We start from the raw sequence: 16749 nt of genomic DNA, 5'->3' as shown, positions 1-16749 counted from the left end.
GGGTTTATCTCAATCTCGAAGTAGTAGTAAAGATATTGGCAGACCCCGCCCCTACGGTCATTTATTTTTTGGCTGGGGAATGAGTCATCCCTTTCCTCAGAAACAAAAATTGCATAATTTTCGGTAAAATTACTGATATTACATCGATCACCAGTCTGCAAGTGAAGCTTCCTCTGAGATAGCATGAGTGAGGGTTTGATGAGCGATCGCTTGAATGGTGGACAGAGGAACTTCACAGAAATACTGGCGGCGAAATCTTTCTTCTTGAATAGCCGCAAAAAATTTATCAATAAAATCTGAGAATTTTGCTAATTTTTCCGCTTCAGTTGTTTCTTGACTTTCCATTTGACTCATATAAAATTCGCGATTATGATGTTCGATTTTAAATCCTAATTGTCTTAAACTCTCAAAACCCCACATCAACGTTGGATCACCAATGGTTAACATTTTATGCAATTTTTTTCGGGTGACTGATTCTCCGGTTCTACTTAAATATTTGGCAATTCCGATTAGTTTTTCCCAAATTTCCATCGGTGAAATAGCAGGTTCAGTCTGATAAGCCAAAATTAACTGATGTTGAGGATGAACTAAACGCCTAAAGCACACCCGCAAATCATCCCAACTCGTCGGACAATCTTCTATGATTAAAGGTTTTCTATCCTCAAAAACTTCCGCTTCCCAGAGATTTTGATTGCCATTTCGCCAGTCAATAATATAATCAATTCTCCGAGAAACAGGCTTTAAATTTGCATTTTCAACGGGACGAACCTCTAATAAACGCACCTCATAACGTTTTTTAAACATATTATAATCGAGTTCAACCACCGCATCACATCGCCCTGGGGGAACTTCATCTTTGTAGTGACCCCACCAAACACCGGGAAATCCTATTTCTACAGATTCATCCCACAGTTCAAAGGTGGTTTTAATATAAGAAATCTTCTGACCTTTAAAATCTTTTTCATTTTGATGCCAGGGATTGTTAAACCAACAATTTTCTATTAAAATATGAGGAACAGGATTTCCCATTCCACAAGGTTCTAATAGTTTCAACTCTTGAAATAAATCGACTCCCAATTCCGACACTGTACAAACTAAATCGATTTGGATAATTGGTTCTAATCCCCCACCGGGAATCTGTTCAATTTGTTCTCGCAGTTGACGGTTAATCGCCTCTGTAAACATCGGAATATTTTCCACAGGTATACTTAACCCAGCCGCAAACGGATGACCGCCAAACCGATGTAATAAATGCGCCTGACCTCGGACTAATTCATACAAATCTATTTGATTAACGGATCGCGCCGAACCTCTGGCTAAGGGTTGATTGTTGTCTTCTTTTCCTTCAATATCCGTACTTAATAAAATAGTCGGTCGTCCATATTCTTGCGCCACTTGACCCGCGACTAACCCCAAAACTCCAATCGGCCATTGAGGATCAGTTAACACAATCACACAAGTGGTTGATAAGTCTAATTGACTGAGTTTTTTCGTTACATCTTTTGTCACTTCTCGTTGCAGTGACTTGCGGCGAGTATTGGCTAATTCCGTTTCTAAAGCCAATTGATCACAGCGTTTTTCATCTCGACTGGTGAGTAATTCCACACAAAAACTCGCGTCTCCTTGAATGCGACTCACCGCGTTAATTCGAGGGCCTAAACCAAAGGAAATATCCGTCGGACGATCGCCTGTCCGTTTACACAAATTCAATAATTTTGCCACACCCGGACGAGTCGAAGTTGTTTGTTGTTGTTTGAGTTTTTCGATTCCCCGTTGGGCGAGATAACGACAATCTCCGGTAAGCTGAACTAAATCCGCAATTAACCCAATTGCCACTAAATCTAACAAATCTTCTAGGGGACGTTCGGGAATATCTGGTAAAGTTTTGTAGAGGGCTTCGACTAATTTATAAGCCACCGCTACCCCAGAGAGATGATACATCGGATGCTGCGGGGGCAAATTGCGGGGATTAATAATCGAAACAACAGGCGGACGTGTCGGCGGCAAGGTATGATGATCGGTGACAATCACATCAATTCCTAACTGTTTGGCGTATTTAATTTCAGTAATATTGGTACTGCCTGTATCGCAAGTCACAATCACTTTTACACCCCGTTGGGCTAATGTTTCAATCCCGGTAATATTCAGGCCGTGAGAGTCCGTTAAACGATTGGGAATGTAGTAACATAAATAGGCTGATGCGTCTTCTGTTGTTTCTGCTATGCTTCCAATTTGGTTAAAAAACTGACCTAATCCATCCCATAATACAGATGTTGCAGTAATTCCATCCGCATCAAAATCTCCCCAAATCGCGATCGCTTCATCGCAGTTCCGGGCAATCACTAATCGATTTACTGCCCATTTCATCTCTTGCCCAAACTCAAAAGGATTTGCAGGTTTGTAGAGGTTTGCATCGAGAAATACTGCTAATTGTTCAGGAGTTTGAATACCACGAGACAGGAGTAACTGGGCGGCAAAACGTCCATCAACCTGGGGGGCATGATGACGAATTGCAGGAATTATCCAGTCGGGAATCTCAACAGTCGGCTGAATTTGCCACATTTGAATTTAAGATTTTGGAGAGAAAATATCTTTGAGATTTAGATGGGAATTTCTTCTATTTTAGCGAGATTTGGCAGTTTGTTAACGTTGAATTCCCAAAAATGATCATCCGTTTCCTGAATTCGCTGACAACGCAAGGCAAAAGAACAAGATTTACACTCTCCTTTTGAAAGGTTAACTTGAGGAAAGGGTTCTGCTTGTTCGTAGCGTTGGAGATTATAATCAAGTTGGGTGATCAGTTGGGTGAGATCCTGTTGGGTTTGTTGATGCTGTTGACTATTGTAGGAGAATTTGATAAATTCCGGCTCTGAATTTTCGTTTCCTTTGACAAACCAATAGGTCATCGAAACTTGTTCGGGTAAATAATCGCTCGTTTCCACTAAAAGATAAGGATAAAGCCTCGTTTGCCAATTTTTGATCAGATGACCATAATTTTGAGGACGAGGATAGGTTTTCCAATCAATAATTAGAGCGGTTTTATTGTCGGCGATTAATAGATCATAAACCCCGATCAGCAGATGATCTTGAAAGTTGAGAATGCGTTGATGTTCCGCTTCTCGAAAAGTTTGAACGTCAGGATTAAAATTAAAATTAGAATTAAAAATCTCAGGGGCGGCTTGAATTAATGCAGTTAAATTGTCACCGAGTGAGGGATCTTCAGCTACTAAACTTTCTATGGGTAAGCCTAATTCTCGCTGCTGCATTAACAGGTGAAAGCGGTTTCCCCATGCAAGTCTTTCTTCTTGTTCGGGGGAAAGCGGGGAAATCAGTTGCTCTAAGTAGGTGTATTGAAACCGACGCGGACAAGTGGATAATGTATTGAGTTGTTGCTGCGAGAGTTTCATGTTCCATCCTAAATTTTAGCTTTTTTCATTAGATATGATTTTTACCTTGTGTCAATTGTAATCTTTGGGGTGTCATTTGTGAAGCGATCGCCAAATTGAAGTGAATTTTTTTCAGCAAAAACTTACAGCTAGTGACGACATCATTCTATTAGACTCTGTTTGAACTAGAATTTATTCGTCACTCAATGATATTTTTATCGTCGTAGTTAATTGTGACCATAGGGATCACGACAGCCCGTATACACCACTTGCAGTTCTTCTCCCGCTTCATCCGCTAAACGTTGCTCTCGTTGAAGAATCTGTCTAGTAAAGCGTCTAGCACCTGCAAGTGTTGTTGCTCCTGCGCTATCGAGTACCCAAGCATTATCACCATTTTTGTACTTAAAATAACAGACGATGTCTTGTTGGGTGACTCGAACAGCTTGGGCGGGTAAACTTAGGTTCAATCCCACAAAAGCCAATGTAATACAACCGATTAACTTTCTCATGGTGTTTTTCCTCAAAGGATTAACTTCTTTTACTTACATCATCATACATTAACCTTAAGTTAACCTGAGAATTGACTTAATTTTTTGAGAGATTTAAGTTTTTATTTCTTTTGATGAAAAGTAGGGATAATGACTTATTTCTTTTGATGGATTTAATTAACATTACGTTATTCATTCGAGACGGGGCAATCAAGAACTTGAATCAAAATTAAACGAAAGAGCCAAAAAATACGACTCAGTATATGTCTATACGAACGATCAGTAAACTCGACTGCTAGTATAGAAACAATCTAGCAATACCGAGCGTAATATTCCACGTAGCTCACCCCCAAGGTGGGCTTTTAATCTGACTGGGGAGCTTGTCTGATAAAATAAAGTTGGTAAAATTCGGACTCAAGCTTGAGTTTTCTTGAATAGGTCTCATAAAAATGAAATCAGATACTCCAAGTACCCAAGGCGCAGATGCAGTCGATCAAGCGATCGCAGAGGGAATTGATTTAGACGGAACTCCCATTCCTCAAGATAAATTAGATCTCTACAATAAAGTGATGGCTTTAGAAGCTGGACGACAGCGCAGTGGTGTATCGAATTCAATGCGATCGCGTATTGTCCGCATCGGTGCGAAACATATTCCCCAAGAAGAACTCAATCAAATGTTAGCTGATGCGAAGTTTGAACCGCTCAAACCCAAAGAAATTGCGTTTTATTATGGCGGGAAATAGCAACAGAAACAGTCTGAAATAATTGAGGGCGCAAACCGAGTGCGCCCAAAAAATTCTCAATCTCAGACTCATTCTCTATCTTAACGGGGGGACTGGGGGGCTATAGCACTGCCTCCATAATCTTTGATTTGGGGGTAGGTACATGGACACCCCAGGTAAAAAGCGAGGCATTCGACCTGTCCGCTTTTTACAATCTCCGTATCAATTGTTAAACTTAATGACATAGAGTCAAAACAGCCATGTTGGTATTTGAGGCCAAATTACGAGGAACAAACGAGCAGTACGTCATCTTGGATGAGATGATTCGTACCGCCCTTTTTGTTCGCAATAGTTGCCTGAGGTACTGGATGGAGAACAAAGGGGTCAATAGATATGACCTCAATAAATACTGCAAAATACTCAGAGAACAATTTGAATGGTGCAAAAAACTTTCAGCGCAAGCCTGTCAAGCTAGTGCAGAAAGAGCTTGGAGTGCTATTGCTAGATTCTTTGATAATTGCAAGAAAAAGGTTCCGGGTAAGAAAGGTTTTCCTAAGTTTAAGAAGCATCAAACTCATGGCTCAGTCGAGTACAAAGTTGATGGATGGGTGTTATCGGATGATCGATTAACCATTACATTTAGGGATGGTTTCAAAGCTGGAACCTTTAAGATGTGGGGAACTCGCGATTTACATTTTTACCAGAAAAAGCAGATTAAACGAGTGAGTGTTGTGCGTCGAGCCGATGGATATTATGTTCAGTTTTCCATCGACCAAGAGCGAAATGAACAACATAAACCCACTAATCGGATGGTAGGAATAGATGTTGGTTTAAATCATTTCTACACTGACTCTGATGGTAACAAAGTAGAAAACCCAAGGTTTTTGAGGAAAGCCGAGAAGTCTTTAAAACGCGCACAAAAACGTGTTTCTCGTAGAACTAAAGGGTCAAAAAATCGACTTAAAGCCATTAAAAAGTTGGGTAGAACGCACCTCAAGGTATCAAGGCGGCGTAAAGACTTTGCGGTAAAAACTGCTTGGGCGCTTATCCTGTCGGCAGATTTGGTAGCCATTGAAGACCTAAAAGTGCGAAACATGGTTAAGAACCATCATCTAGCTAAATCAATATCTGATGCTAGTTGGACATTGTTTAGACAGTGGTTGGAATATTTCGGAAAAGTGTTTGATGTGCCAGTGATTGCTGTTGCACCTCATTACACATCTCAAAACTGTTCCAATTGCGGACAAGAAGTTAAGAAAACTTTGTCCACTCGCACACATAAATGCCCACATTGCGGTTATTTAGATGACCGGGATACGAACGCCGCCATTAATATTTTGATGAAAGCATTGCAAGGGTTAGCACAACTACCGAGGGGCACTCGGAAAGTAACGCCTGGGGATGAGATGATCCACTGCTTAGAGGGAGAAATCCCAAAAAGTAAGGTTGCTCGTAGAGCCAGGAAACCCCGTCAGTGATGATGGGAATCCACCTCCATAATCTGCGTGATTTGGAGGTGGAGGATGTCAAGCGGGTATTGTTTGGCATGGGACTTATCTGAGTTGGATGGAAGAGTTGCGGGTGGAGAGTTTACGCTGGCTTGGCGTTGAATATAGCGACTTAGTGGCCGAGGGTTGCGATCTTCCCGTCGTCGAGTTGATGTTGCGCTATCATCAATCGGTGACAATGGGGATGACGATTTTGATCAAAGGACGACTCGTCCCGACAAAAGGCCTGCGGATGATTTGGGAATACCAAATTGTCTCCGAAGATAGTCAACAAAATTATGTTAGCGGACAAGTGACTTTGGTTCCTCTGAGTCGAGAAACAGGTAAAATTATGCGTCGCCTTCCTCCTAGATTACAAGAGGCTTTGGAAAAAATCAAAATGCTATCGATTTAAAAGCCTCTATAATTGCCAACTTATTGTAAATAGTCTTGGGTTAATTCATTGTCTAACAAAACATCCGTATCATACTCAATATTATCGAGCATAATCGAAAAATTAGTCCGGTCGTATTCTCCTTCAAAAAATGTCTCTAAAATCAGATCATCGTCTTCATCTAGATAAGCTTTCAGAAAAGTAAAATACAGATTTAACTCATTCACATATTCTAAAAGGTCTAACCGATCCAAATCTGGTTCAAAAGAATAAACAATGCTAACCAAAACTCCCCGATCCGAAATGGGATTTAAAATCAAGTTAGACTTGCGAGAATGACGACAGTAGAGCCTATCTTCTATTTCCTCTACTCGATAGCCGTTAAATTCGAGGTGGTTGCGATACTTCGCTAACGGATGAGAAGTCGCCTCATTCAAATCTAGATCACTCATCGTTCTCAACCTTTCACATTGCCCTACACTATTCTATCATAATCGGATTTTCATCCAACCTATCTTCCGAAAAAAATTCTCAAAAAAACAGGGAAATCACACCCTAAATTCATCTCCACACCCAAGAGGTCTGATGTCTTGAAATCCAACTCGCACTCAAAACACCAGTCGATTTGAGTCTCTTTGTCACGAATCCTTGAAACTCAAAAGTTATGATCAAACAATGGACTCAATCGGTAGAAAAAGCTTGGCTCATTCTCGGTACAATATGGCATCTCAAATTCAACCCTTACCTGAAGATATCATCTATTTAATCGCCGCAGGAGAAGTCATTGACTCTCTGGGGGCCGTTGTGCGAGAATTGGTGGAAAATGCCCTAGATGCCGGGGCGACTCGCATCACGATTTCCGTTTGGCCAGACCAATGGCGCGTGCAAGTGGCAGATAACGGCATCGGCATGGATCTGACGAACCTCAAACAAGCCGCCACCGCCCACAGTACCAGCAAAATTCGCACCATTGCCGATCTCTCCAATATTACCAGTTTAGGATTTCGCGGAGAAGCCCTCCACAGTTTAGCCCAGTTAGCCCAACTGGAAATTCTCAGCCGCCCAGTGGGGGAGATGGGATGGCGAGTCGTCTACAACCGCCAAGGAGAACCCCTCGAACCGGAAGCGGTGGCGATCGCACCGGGAACCATTGTCACCGTTTCGGACCTATTTGACAACTGGCTTGGCCGCCGTCAAGCCTTACCCTCAGCCGCCCAACAACTGCGAAGCATTCATCAGATCGTCGGTCAAATTGCCCTCTGTCATCCTCACGTCAACTGGCAGGTACGCCAAGGTTCGACTTCTGGGTTACAAATTAGTTCCGGTGTCGGGGCTAATTCTATTTTGCCTCAAATTGTCCGGGGTGTGCGTATCGATGACTTACAACCTCTTGAGGTTCAACTGGCTAGCCCTGACGGCGATACAACGTCAATTTCTTCAATTCAAGGGGTTTTGGGTTTACCCGATCGCTGTCATCGTCATCGCCCCGACTGGGTTAAAATTGCCCTGAATGGTCGAATGGTGCGATCGCCTGAACTTGAACAAACGATTTTATCTGCTTTTAGTCGTACTGTGCCACGCGATCGCTTTCCGGTGTGTTTTATTCATCTACAAATAGATGCGTCTTACATCGACTGGAACCGCCATCCAGCTAAAGAAGAAGTTTATTTGCATCATTTGAATTATTGGCAAGAACAAATTCAGGCTTGTATTGATCATACATTGCGTTTGAACCCGGAAACAGCATCCGCTAAATTGCATCGTGTTGATCAATTACTGAAAGTCTCTGAAGAAAAAGGACGTTATCAAATTCGTCCTTCTATTCAACCTGCAAAAGAGCAAACAACTTCTGAAGAATTTAGCTTAATAGAACTGCAAGCGATCGCCCAAGTTCATCATACCTATATTGTGGCAGAACACCCCAATGGTTTATGGTTGGTTGAACAACATATTGCCCATGAACGAGTCTTGTATGAACAACTCTGCCAGGCGTGGAAACTGATCAACGTTGAACCCCCTATCCTGCTACAACACCTTTCACCCCCTCAGATCGAACAATTACAGCATCTCGGTTTACAAGTTGATCCCTTTGGGTTGGAGTTGTCAGCCGTGCGTACCATCCCCGAAATGTTAGCACAACGAGAGGACTGTCGCGAAGCGTTAATAGAACTGAGTTTGGGGAAAGACTTGCAAGCAGCCCAAGTCGCAACCGCTTGTCGGAGTGCTATTCGCAATGGTACACCATTGAGTTTACGGGAAATGCAAACTTTACTTGAACAATGGGTAAGAACTCGCAACCCTCGGACTTGTCCCCACGGACGACCGATTTTTTTGCGTCTAGATGAATCTTCCTTATCGCGATTTTTTCGCCGTCATTGGGTGATTGGAAAAAGTCATGGAATTTAACAAGGTTTGGTAAAATTTAACTATAAATTCATTGAGGATATTTCTGTGAATTCTCAGCCACAGTATCCCCCAGTTCCGAGTTCTTCTGAGGACTCATCCAAAGCTTCTCAGTCTCCTTCTGTTCAGGGAAGTTACACGGAAAAAACCGCTCGAATTTTAGCTTGGGTTCAGGTGATTCGTTCGATTTCTCCTTTGATTTGGGCGATAGTCATTTTTGTCGTTATTGTTCCTTTAGTTGGTCAACTTTTTATTAATCAAGCGTTTGATTCTGCTTCAGTCAACAGCAACTCTCAGCCTCCTCAAACGATTGTTGTTCAGCCAAGTATTAATTGGCAGAAAGTTGATGAAGTCGTCGCTCAAGCTTTAACAACCGCTCACGAACAAGCTGAACAGTTTGCTTCTGAAAAACTCGATCTTTGGATAGATGACTTGATCGGCCGAGTGGATGATAATTTTATAGACTGGTACTTTGGTTATTTTAATCAAAAACAGATTGAATTTAAAAGCGTTTTTGTGCAATTAAGTTCAGGTGTGGCGAATTTAGTTAATCCTGAGTTACCGAGTCCATCAGAGAAAGTTGCTGAAGTGATTACCCGAGATTTTCAAGAAGAATTTGCCAAGCGAGTTCTTCGTCCTCAAATTGCTCAACTTCAGCTTGAACGACTGACTCAACAAACCGTTAAACAGTATTTGCAGGAGTTATCGGGAAATCTCAATCAAATCCCTTTATCCTATCAAATTCCACAAGCTGATTGGAATCGTTATTTGAGTGATATTGCCCTGAGCATTTTTGATACAGAGGGGGAAGTTTCTACCTTGTCTCTCAAAGTTTTAGTCGGAGGAAGTGCTTATTTAGCAGTCAAACCGTTAGTTGCGCCTTTGGTGTTGAAAGTCGGGAGTAAAGTTGCAGCCAATTTCGCCGGAAAAGCAGGTGCAAAAATTGCCTTAAAAACGGGAGCAAGTTTAACCGGAAAAATGGCAGCCGGATTATTAGATTGTACAGTGGGAGTCGGAATTTTACTCTGGGATATTTGGGATACTTACCACACAGCGAATATTGAGAAGCCCATTTTACGAGCGACAATTCTTGAATATTTAGAGGAGGTAAAAGCTTCAATTTTAGACAATCCCGAAACGGGAATAATGACGGCAATTGAGCAAATAGAATCGAAAATCATTGAATCTCTTGATTTCTCCGACCCGATCAGTTATTCGTTAGATGACCTAAAAGGATAAAGGCGGTATAATGAGGAATAAAAAGTTAATTTCCTCTATCAAAAATATGAATTTTTCACAAGCCAGACAAAGATTTTCTCAAGAAACCCATCAGCCAGATGAACAGATCGATCTGGCGAAAGCGGCTCTCTATATGGCTCAAGAAGAGTTTCGGGATCTAGACGTTGAAGAATATCTCAATGCTCTTGATGAAATGGCGGCGGAGGTATTAGAAAGACTCGATGAACCGCGATATCCTTTGCGGGTGATTAAAACATTAAATCAATATTTGTTTGAGGATTTAGGATTTGTCGGAAATACAACGAATTATTACGATCCCAATAATAGCTTTTTAAATCAAGTGATTGAGCGACGGACTGGAATTCCGATTACTTTATCTGTCGTCTATTTAGAAATTGCCAAACGCATTAATTTTCCGATGGTTGGGATTGGAATGCCGGGACATTTTGTCGTTCGCCCTGATTTTTCAGGATCGGGAATTTATGTCGATGTTTTCAACCAGGGAGAGATTTTATTTGCCGAAGATTGTCAGGCTAAATTAGCAGAAGTCTATGGTCAACAGGTGAAACTGCGTCCCCAATTTCTCGACCCGGTGAACCCTAGACAAATCTTAGCGAGAATCTTAACAAATCTCAAAGTAATTTATATGAATGCCGGAGAGATTGTCAAGGCGGTTGCTGCAATAGAAAGGATTTTGCTGCTCTTTCCCGAGGCGCCGAATGAACGTCGGGATCGAGGGATTCTGTACTATCAGCTTGAACGTTGGACAGAAGCTCGTCAAGATTTAGAAAACTATTTAAAAAATCAGCCCCAGGCTCAAGATGCGGTGATTATCCGACAACTGTTGGCTCGGATGAATTCCAACAGATGACCGATAAAAAATTAAGATTTGGGGAACTTTAACAAAGTTTGAGGAGACAGATTAAGGGTATGATCAAGACGACTATTACAAGGTCAAAAAATTTGTGAGGAAGGAATGATGAATTTTAAATTTGGGTGGCAGTTTGCGGGAATTAACAGTCCCAATAAATTTTTCAATCGAGGAATTTCCAAGTTTATCAGTTGGGGATTAGCATTGCTACTCGGCATTCTGGCTAGTTTAGCAATCTTTACACAATCTGCTCCGGCTGTGGAAGAATTTCAACTCAGATACGGGGCGGCGAATCTTCCCTTATCCTTTACAGAGTTACAAACCTTTGCAAAAACAGGCGAACAGTCCAACCAATTGCGATCGCTGTTTGTCCTAGCTGAATTGACTCCAGAACAAATCAAAAACTTTCAGGCTGCCCTCAATTATGGGGTAAACGTACCCCCGGGTATTGTAGACAGCTTGTTGGGTTCTAGCTATGGTCGATTGATGGTGGGAGCGTTAAATCTGTTTATTGCTCCCGATAGCGAGATTAGTAATATTGTCGATGGTTTGGTTAATGGGTTGAAAACAGCAGCCAGAGATGGCAAGATCACCTTAGTCGAAGCGATAGTCAGCTACCAAGGACTAGAGGTGATCACCGTTGATGTGGAAGATCTCATCGGGCTTTACAATGATATGGCAGGTCTGGGAGAACAAGCAATCGCATTTCTCAGAGCGCAACCAGAAGTTCAAGAATTACTCTGTAAGTAATAACAACTGTTCAGCCTTTTCATCGATTTTGTAGCCTATTGCAAGCCCCGATATTGTTCTTCCGCCACTCGTTTGAGACGGCGGAGTTGGGCTTGCATATCTGCTTTTGTCCAGTGAGCCGCAAATTGATTAAACCCAAACGCCACTAGAGGGTTAGGAATCTGGAATTCAAAACGATTGACTAACAAAGTCCCCTCAAATTGAGGCTGACATTCCCAGCGATCGCTTCCCCGAAAAAATCCGTTAAATCCCCAGACGATAGTCCCCGGTTCCCGCTCGATCACCACAGCCTCTAGGGTGGGTTCCAATAGGGGAATTTTGAGAAAAAAGCGAAATTTGCCGCCGACATCGGTATTCCAAGCTTCAACTGAATCACAGCGCAGAGCAGGATTAAGCCAACGGTGCATCAAATCGCGATCAATGATGCAGCGTTCAACCGTCGTGGCGCTGGCCGAAATTTTAATTGATTGTTCAAAGACTTGACGAGATTGCATTTACCCTGCAAGCTATAGGCAGATTATGACTCATATAACGGATTATAAACCGTTACACCGATGAGGCGTAGAAAAGGACAACAGAAAGCGATGGATTCGCCTCTGAAATCCTGATTTTTCAAAGAATGTGAGGATTTTTCCCAATTCTGAGGGATTTGAGTTGCTGAAGTTGAGATGGCAACTTTGGCTCGGGGGTTTGAATCATCCCCCTCCACCTTAAACATCTCAGATAAAAGAGCCAACAATCCTCAACATTTCTGTCCAAAGCCAGATGTGAAGGGATCACTTTCCCTTTCACAATTCTAGACTTCAAGATTATCTCAAAGAACCATGAATGGAACTTGGCACGAAATGATATCAGTCTTCGGGACAACCATACCCACTCTTTCTCATCTGACATTGGCTCAGGATGCGACAGCTAACCCCTTTAATCTGGGGAACTACACCTTGGGTTCAATCAACCTCATTGATATCGGAATATCCCTATTGATCCTGCTGGTGGGCTATCTGATCGCCCTATTTGCCCAGTCTTTGGTCAAGAGTCTGTTAAAGAAAACCGATTTCGACAACAAAATTGCCTCCTGGGTAACAGGGCGTTCGGATGGTGGGGAGAACATTCCGGTTGAAAACTGGGTGGGAACAGCAGTATTTTGGATCATCTTCCTATTTGCGATTATTGGTTTTCTCGAAAGACTGCAACTGACTGCTGCATCTACCCCTCTGACGACTTTACTCAATGAGATCACGATCTTCTTCCCGAGAATTCTAGCGGCTCTAATTTTATTGGGAATTGCTTGGGTCGTTGCAACCGTGTGTAAAGCGGTGACGGTGCGAATCTTAAATGGGTTTAGAGTCGATGAACGCCTAAACCAGCAGGTCAATGATGGCACAACTCAAGCTGACTTTTCTCTGAGTGAAACCTTTGGAAATGCTATCTATTGGTTTATTTTCCTGCTGTTCTTACTGCCGGTTCTTGACACTCTGAGTTTACAGGGATTATTAGCGCCTGTGCAGCAAATGCTCAATCAGGTGCTGTTCATCCTGCCCAACATCTTAGCTGCTATTCTGATTGCGGCAGCAGGATGGGTGATTGCTCAAATTGTGCGTCGTATTGTTACCAATTTGCTGATTGCAGTCGGTACCGATCGCTTAGGCAGACGTTTTGGTTTGGGCGACGCCGCGAATGGTCAGAGTTTATCCTCGATTATCGGAACGGTTGTTTACGTTCTGATTTTGATTCCCATTGCGATTGCGGCTCTCAATTCCCTGAAAATTGAAGCCATTTCAGTTCCGGCGATTGAAATGCTCAGTCGCATTCTGAATATTATTCCTCAATTGTTTGCAGCAGCCGTAATTTTGGCGGTTGCCTATGTGATTGGACGCTTTGTTAGTGATCTGGTGACTAGCGTTTTAACCAGCTTTGGATTTAATAGATTATTCTATTGGCTGGGCTTGCAATCGACTCCTCCCCATGAGGAAACTGTTCTCGGAACAGATCCTCAAGTCAGAGTCGTTGATACGACTTCCCCATCAACCACTCGTACCCCTTCAGAAATTGTCGGGATTATTGCCTTTGTCGGGATTATGCTGTTTGCTATTGTCACAGCAACCGATATCCTACAGTTGACCTCGCTGACGTTGATCCTTGAGCAGATTATTCTGATTGCAGGTCGGGTTTTAATTGGTGTCGTTATCTTTGCCGTTGGCTTGTATTTTGCTAACTTAGCTCATCGCTTAGTGCTGAGTTCGGGTACGGGCAATTCTAAACTTTTAGCTCAAGCTGCTCGTGTTGCGATTATTATCTTTGTTGGTGCGATGGCTCTCCAACAAATGGGCATTGGTAGCGATATTGTTAATTTAGCTTTTGGACTTCTCTTAGGAGCAATTGCGGTTGCAGTCGCTATTTCCTTTGGTTTAGGAGGACGAGATATCGCGGCTGAAAAAATCCGTGAAACTCTCTCCAAAGTTCAACAGAAATAGGCATTTACGTCCTTTTTAGGTTCGTAATCCTTGGGCCGTGATTTGATCTCTCAGAAGTCGCTGGTTTTCTAACTTAGATAAATTAGCTTAAGCAACCAGCGACTTTTGAGTTTTGAGTCGGTTTTCAGTCAACTTAACTGTTGTAGATACTTTCTGAAGTCGATGAGGGTTCGCTAGATCCTTTAACCCGAGATTTTGCTTTGGCAGCACTGCGTTTCAACGCCTGGAGTCGCGCCTCATAACGAGCGCGTTGTCGCTTTTTAGGGGTTTGCTCGATTAACGTTTTTAAAGCACTTCCTAAGCTCTTATAGGCGTTGGGTAGCGTATAACCAAATCGAGAAGCAATCGCGATCGCTTTTTCATCTGCATCAATCGATTCTTGTAAGGTTTTCTCGCCACTATTTTTCTGGTAAAGGCGATAACCTGAAACCCCACACAATGCTAAAGCCAGGAGCAACAAGAGTCCATCTTGAACCCAAAGTTCACCGACTGCTCCCCCCAAACCAATCGCTAAAGCCGCCATTTCCCATCCATCTCGGGGAATCGTATCATTTTGAATCCGAGCCACTTCATGCCAAAATAGCAGGTTACGCTGATCCATTGCCAATTGTTCCCAGCGAACTAAGTCTATTTGTATTTCAACTTGATCTTTGCCAATTTCTTCGCTACGGATTAATAAGGGGTTGACTTCTATGGTTTTCTCAACCGTCACCCAACTCTGTAACTCAGGTGGTAATAAGCCTTTGAGTCGCCGCAGTTCGCTCATCTCGGCTCGGGCTGTGGAGGTTGCATACGATGTCATAGTTTCGGCTCAATAAAATTTGTTATACAAACACAGTAAGCTTACCCCCGACTCAAGTCGAGGGGCATTCGCACTAACCGGTGTATACTGTCTAGTAGAGAACAAGACAGAGGGTTGCGCGTTACAGGCAGGCTTACAGACTGCCCCACAATTGAAATCATCTTCGCGCCATTGAGATCTGCATCTCCCTTCCATCCACAATTACCACATTTAAAGTTCTTTCCACTGCGGTAGGACTTTCCTTGTTCTGGGTGGATGTGCAAACATTTGTGGCAAGTTTGACTGGTGTATCTAGGAGAAATAGCAACAACTTCAACACCAACTTTAATTCCTTTGTATTCGAGGAAAGTTCTTAACTGATAAAACGCCCAACTATTGGAACGTCTACGTTCTATTTGGCTTCTAGGTTGAGTGTTGGTTCTATTTCTAATACCCGTCAAATCTTCAACAGCCACACTAGCTTCAGTCTCTATAGCACGAGAAATGATCTGTTTACTTATGTTGTGGTTTACCCAGGTCTGATATCGCTTCTCTCTACCGGATAGCCGTTTCAGGAGTCGCTTTGCGCCCTTTGTACCTTTCTTTTGAACAGAAGCCCTAACCCTAGAAAACCTATCTCTGACCTTTGTAATATTTTCGCCGCTCCAGTTAACCCCATCAGAAGTAACAGCAAGATCTCGACGACCCAAATCGACTCCTAAACATTTGTCTGTATTTTTGGGAGACGGAGGCTGATCTTTTATCTGAATATGGATGTACAGTTTACCGTCTCTATGTTTAGACAGGGTTGCTGATGTTGGTGTTTTTCCTTTCAGCTTCCCTGTCTGATAGTTCCCTAAAATCAATTGAACTCGCTCTCGACCCGCAACTGTAGACAGACTAACCGTTTGATCTTTTTCCCGATAAGAAAAGATTTTCGCGTCATAGTCTGCTGAAGTTGGCTTGAAAGCTTTAACTGGGCGTTTCTTTAAAGCGGCGGTTTTGCGATTAGATGCCACTCTAGCACAAGCCCTAACAGCGAGGTTAGCCGACAACTTAAATCGCTCTCTAACAGTTTTGTAAACCTCGGCTTGAATCCGATTCTTGTTCTTGATCTTAGGATTGACGGTTGTATTGATATAGTTGCAGCTCATCGCAAATGCCCCTAAAGTTGAGTCAAGTTTTTTCGCCTGTTCAGGGGTGGGTTGAATTTTGCAAACTATAGTCAATAGTTGTTCCATCCCTTGATTATATCAACGCGACGGAAAAATGTGGGCAAAGGCGACTAAAGTCGCTCGTGTCGCGACGGGTGCCCGTAATGAATTACGGGGCTTCCGCTAACCCCGGACTATTCCCGTGAAGGATCGCGAGATTTTGTTGAAATCAGCTAGAACATTTATCAAGTTCTAACTCTTTTGGATGTCTACAGGACATGACACACCTCTGAGGCCAGAACGTCTAGCTAATTAGGGGTCGAGGGGGGCTTTACCGAAGTTGAGCGGAAAGCCCCAGCCTTTAGGCATGGGGATGGATAGCGAACAATTAATATTGTTATTCGGGGAGCTGTGTGGTAAAATTATACCATGATTGTACGAGAAGCAAAGTTATTAAACGGTTCCAAGTCTCAATACTCAAGACTTGATGATGCCATAAGAACTGCTCAATTCATCAGAGTGCGACGTGAAAAGTCGCGTGTAAGGCGCATCAGCGCTAAGTAATTGAGGAACCGCTCCTCTAGAGGATTCCTTCCCTCT

At 42.7% G+C, this 16749-nt stretch carries 15 protein-coding genes; 8 read left to right on the top strand and 7 right to left on the bottom strand.

The window, feature by feature from the left end; genetic code table 11:
• Positions 1–147: 147 nt before the first annotated feature.
• From recJ to WN50_RS20920, 3 genes are all read right to left on the bottom strand, one after another.
• Positions 148–2562, bottom strand: a complete 2415-nt coding sequence (gene recJ, locus WN50_RS20930) for a single-stranded-DNA-specific exonuclease RecJ (protein ID WP_046280216.1) — start codon at positions 2560–2562, stop codon at positions 148–150.
• Between the two features lie 38 nt (positions 2563–2600).
• Positions 2601–3407, bottom strand: coding sequence for a PD-(D/E)XK nuclease family protein (locus tag WN50_RS20925; RefSeq protein WP_046280217.1), 807 nt, complete (start codon positions 3405–3407; stop codon positions 2601–2603).
• Positions 3408–3613: 206 nt separating this feature from the next.
• Positions 3614–3895, bottom strand: coding sequence for a hypothetical protein (locus tag WN50_RS20920; RefSeq protein ID WP_046280218.1), 282 nt, complete (start codon positions 3893–3895; stop codon positions 3614–3616).
• Between the two features lie 428 nt (positions 3896–4323).
• On the opposite strand from WN50_RS20920, the gene WN50_RS20915 reads away from it, so the two are divergent.
• The 3 genes from WN50_RS20915 to WN50_RS20905 all read left to right on the top strand — a co-directional run bounded on the left by WN50_RS20915 (position 4324) and on the right by WN50_RS20905 (position 6498).
• The gene (locus WN50_RS20915; protein ID WP_046280219.1) at positions 4324–4617 is read left to right on the top strand and encodes a small RNA NsiR4-regulated ssr1528 family protein; all 294 of its coding nucleotides are present in this window, start codon (positions 4324–4326) and stop codon (positions 4615–4617) included.
• A gap of 239 nt (positions 4618–4856) precedes the next feature.
• A complete protein-coding gene (locus WN50_RS20910) occupies positions 4857–6074 on the top strand; it encodes an RNA-guided endonuclease InsQ/TnpB family protein (protein WP_049560575.1) in 1218 nt (405 codons plus the stop codon).
• A gap of 58 nt (positions 6075–6132) precedes the next feature.
• The gene (locus WN50_RS20905) at positions 6133–6498 is read left to right on the top strand and encodes an acyl-CoA thioesterase (RefSeq protein WP_281062897.1); all 366 of its coding nucleotides are present in this window, start codon (positions 6133–6135) and stop codon (positions 6496–6498) included.
• Between the two features lie 20 nt (positions 6499–6518).
• On the opposite strand, the gene WN50_RS20900 is transcribed toward WN50_RS20905, so the two are convergent.
• Positions 6519–6929 carry a YbjN domain-containing protein gene (locus tag WN50_RS20900; protein WP_046278202.1) on the bottom strand — a complete coding sequence of 137 codons (411 nt, stop codon included), beginning with the start codon at positions 6927–6929 and terminating at the stop codon, positions 6519–6521.
• 268 nt (positions 6930–7197) lie between these two features.
• Here WN50_RS20900 and mutL point away from each other — a divergent pair, with 268 nt between their 5' ends.
• From mutL to WN50_RS20880, 4 genes are all read left to right on the top strand, one after another.
• Positions 7198–8883 carry a DNA mismatch repair endonuclease MutL gene (gene mutL, locus WN50_RS20895; protein WP_046278204.1) on the top strand — a complete coding sequence of 562 codons (1686 nt, stop codon included), beginning with the start codon at positions 7198–7200 and terminating at the stop codon, positions 8881–8883.
• A gap of 45 nt (positions 8884–8928) precedes the next feature.
• Positions 8929–10119, top strand: coding sequence for a hypothetical protein (locus WN50_RS20890; RefSeq protein WP_072075621.1), 1191 nt, complete (start codon positions 8929–8931; stop codon positions 10117–10119).
• A 46-nt stretch (positions 10120–10165) separates the two neighbouring features.
• Complete coding sequence (locus tag WN50_RS20885; RefSeq protein ID WP_046278201.1) at positions 10166–10990, top strand: SirB1 family protein; 825 nt, start codon at positions 10166–10168, stop codon at positions 10988–10990.
• Between the two features lie 105 nt (positions 10991–11095).
• On the top strand, positions 11096–11740 hold the full coding sequence (locus WN50_RS20880) for an alpha/beta hydrolase (protein WP_235441053.1): 645 nt from the start codon (positions 11096–11098) through the stop codon (positions 11738–11740).
• Between the two features lie 35 nt (positions 11741–11775).
• Here the strand turns inward: WN50_RS20880 and WN50_RS20875 are convergent, their stop codons facing one another.
• A complete protein-coding gene (locus WN50_RS20875) occupies positions 11776–12234 on the bottom strand; it encodes an SRPBCC family protein (protein WP_046278199.1) in 459 nt (152 codons plus the stop codon).
• A 330-nt stretch (positions 12235–12564) separates the two neighbouring features.
• Here WN50_RS20875 and WN50_RS20865 point away from each other — a divergent pair, with 330 nt between their 5' ends.
• Positions 12565–14214, top strand: coding sequence for a mechanosensitive ion channel (locus tag WN50_RS20865; protein WP_046278197.1), 1650 nt, complete (start codon positions 12565–12567; stop codon positions 14212–14214).
• Between the two features lie 133 nt (positions 14215–14347).
• Here the strand turns inward: WN50_RS20865 and WN50_RS20860 are convergent, their stop codons facing one another.
• Both WN50_RS20860 and WN50_RS20855 read right to left on the bottom strand, forming a co-directional pair.
• Complete coding sequence (locus WN50_RS20860; RefSeq protein ID WP_046278196.1) at positions 14348–15016, bottom strand: DUF3318 domain-containing protein; 669 nt, start codon at positions 15014–15016, stop codon at positions 14348–14350.
• Between the two features lie 41 nt (positions 15017–15057).
• Entirely contained in the window at positions 15058–16224 is a 1167-nt protein-coding gene (locus WN50_RS20855; RefSeq protein ID WP_235441052.1) for an RNA-guided endonuclease InsQ/TnpB family protein, read from the bottom strand.
• Positions 16225–16749: the final 525 nt, after the last annotated feature.

Source organism: Limnoraphis robusta CS-951, from assembly GCF_000972705.2.
The sequence above is the reverse complement of the archived record's forward strand: the minus strand, read 5'-3'. Positions and strand labels throughout refer to the sequence as shown.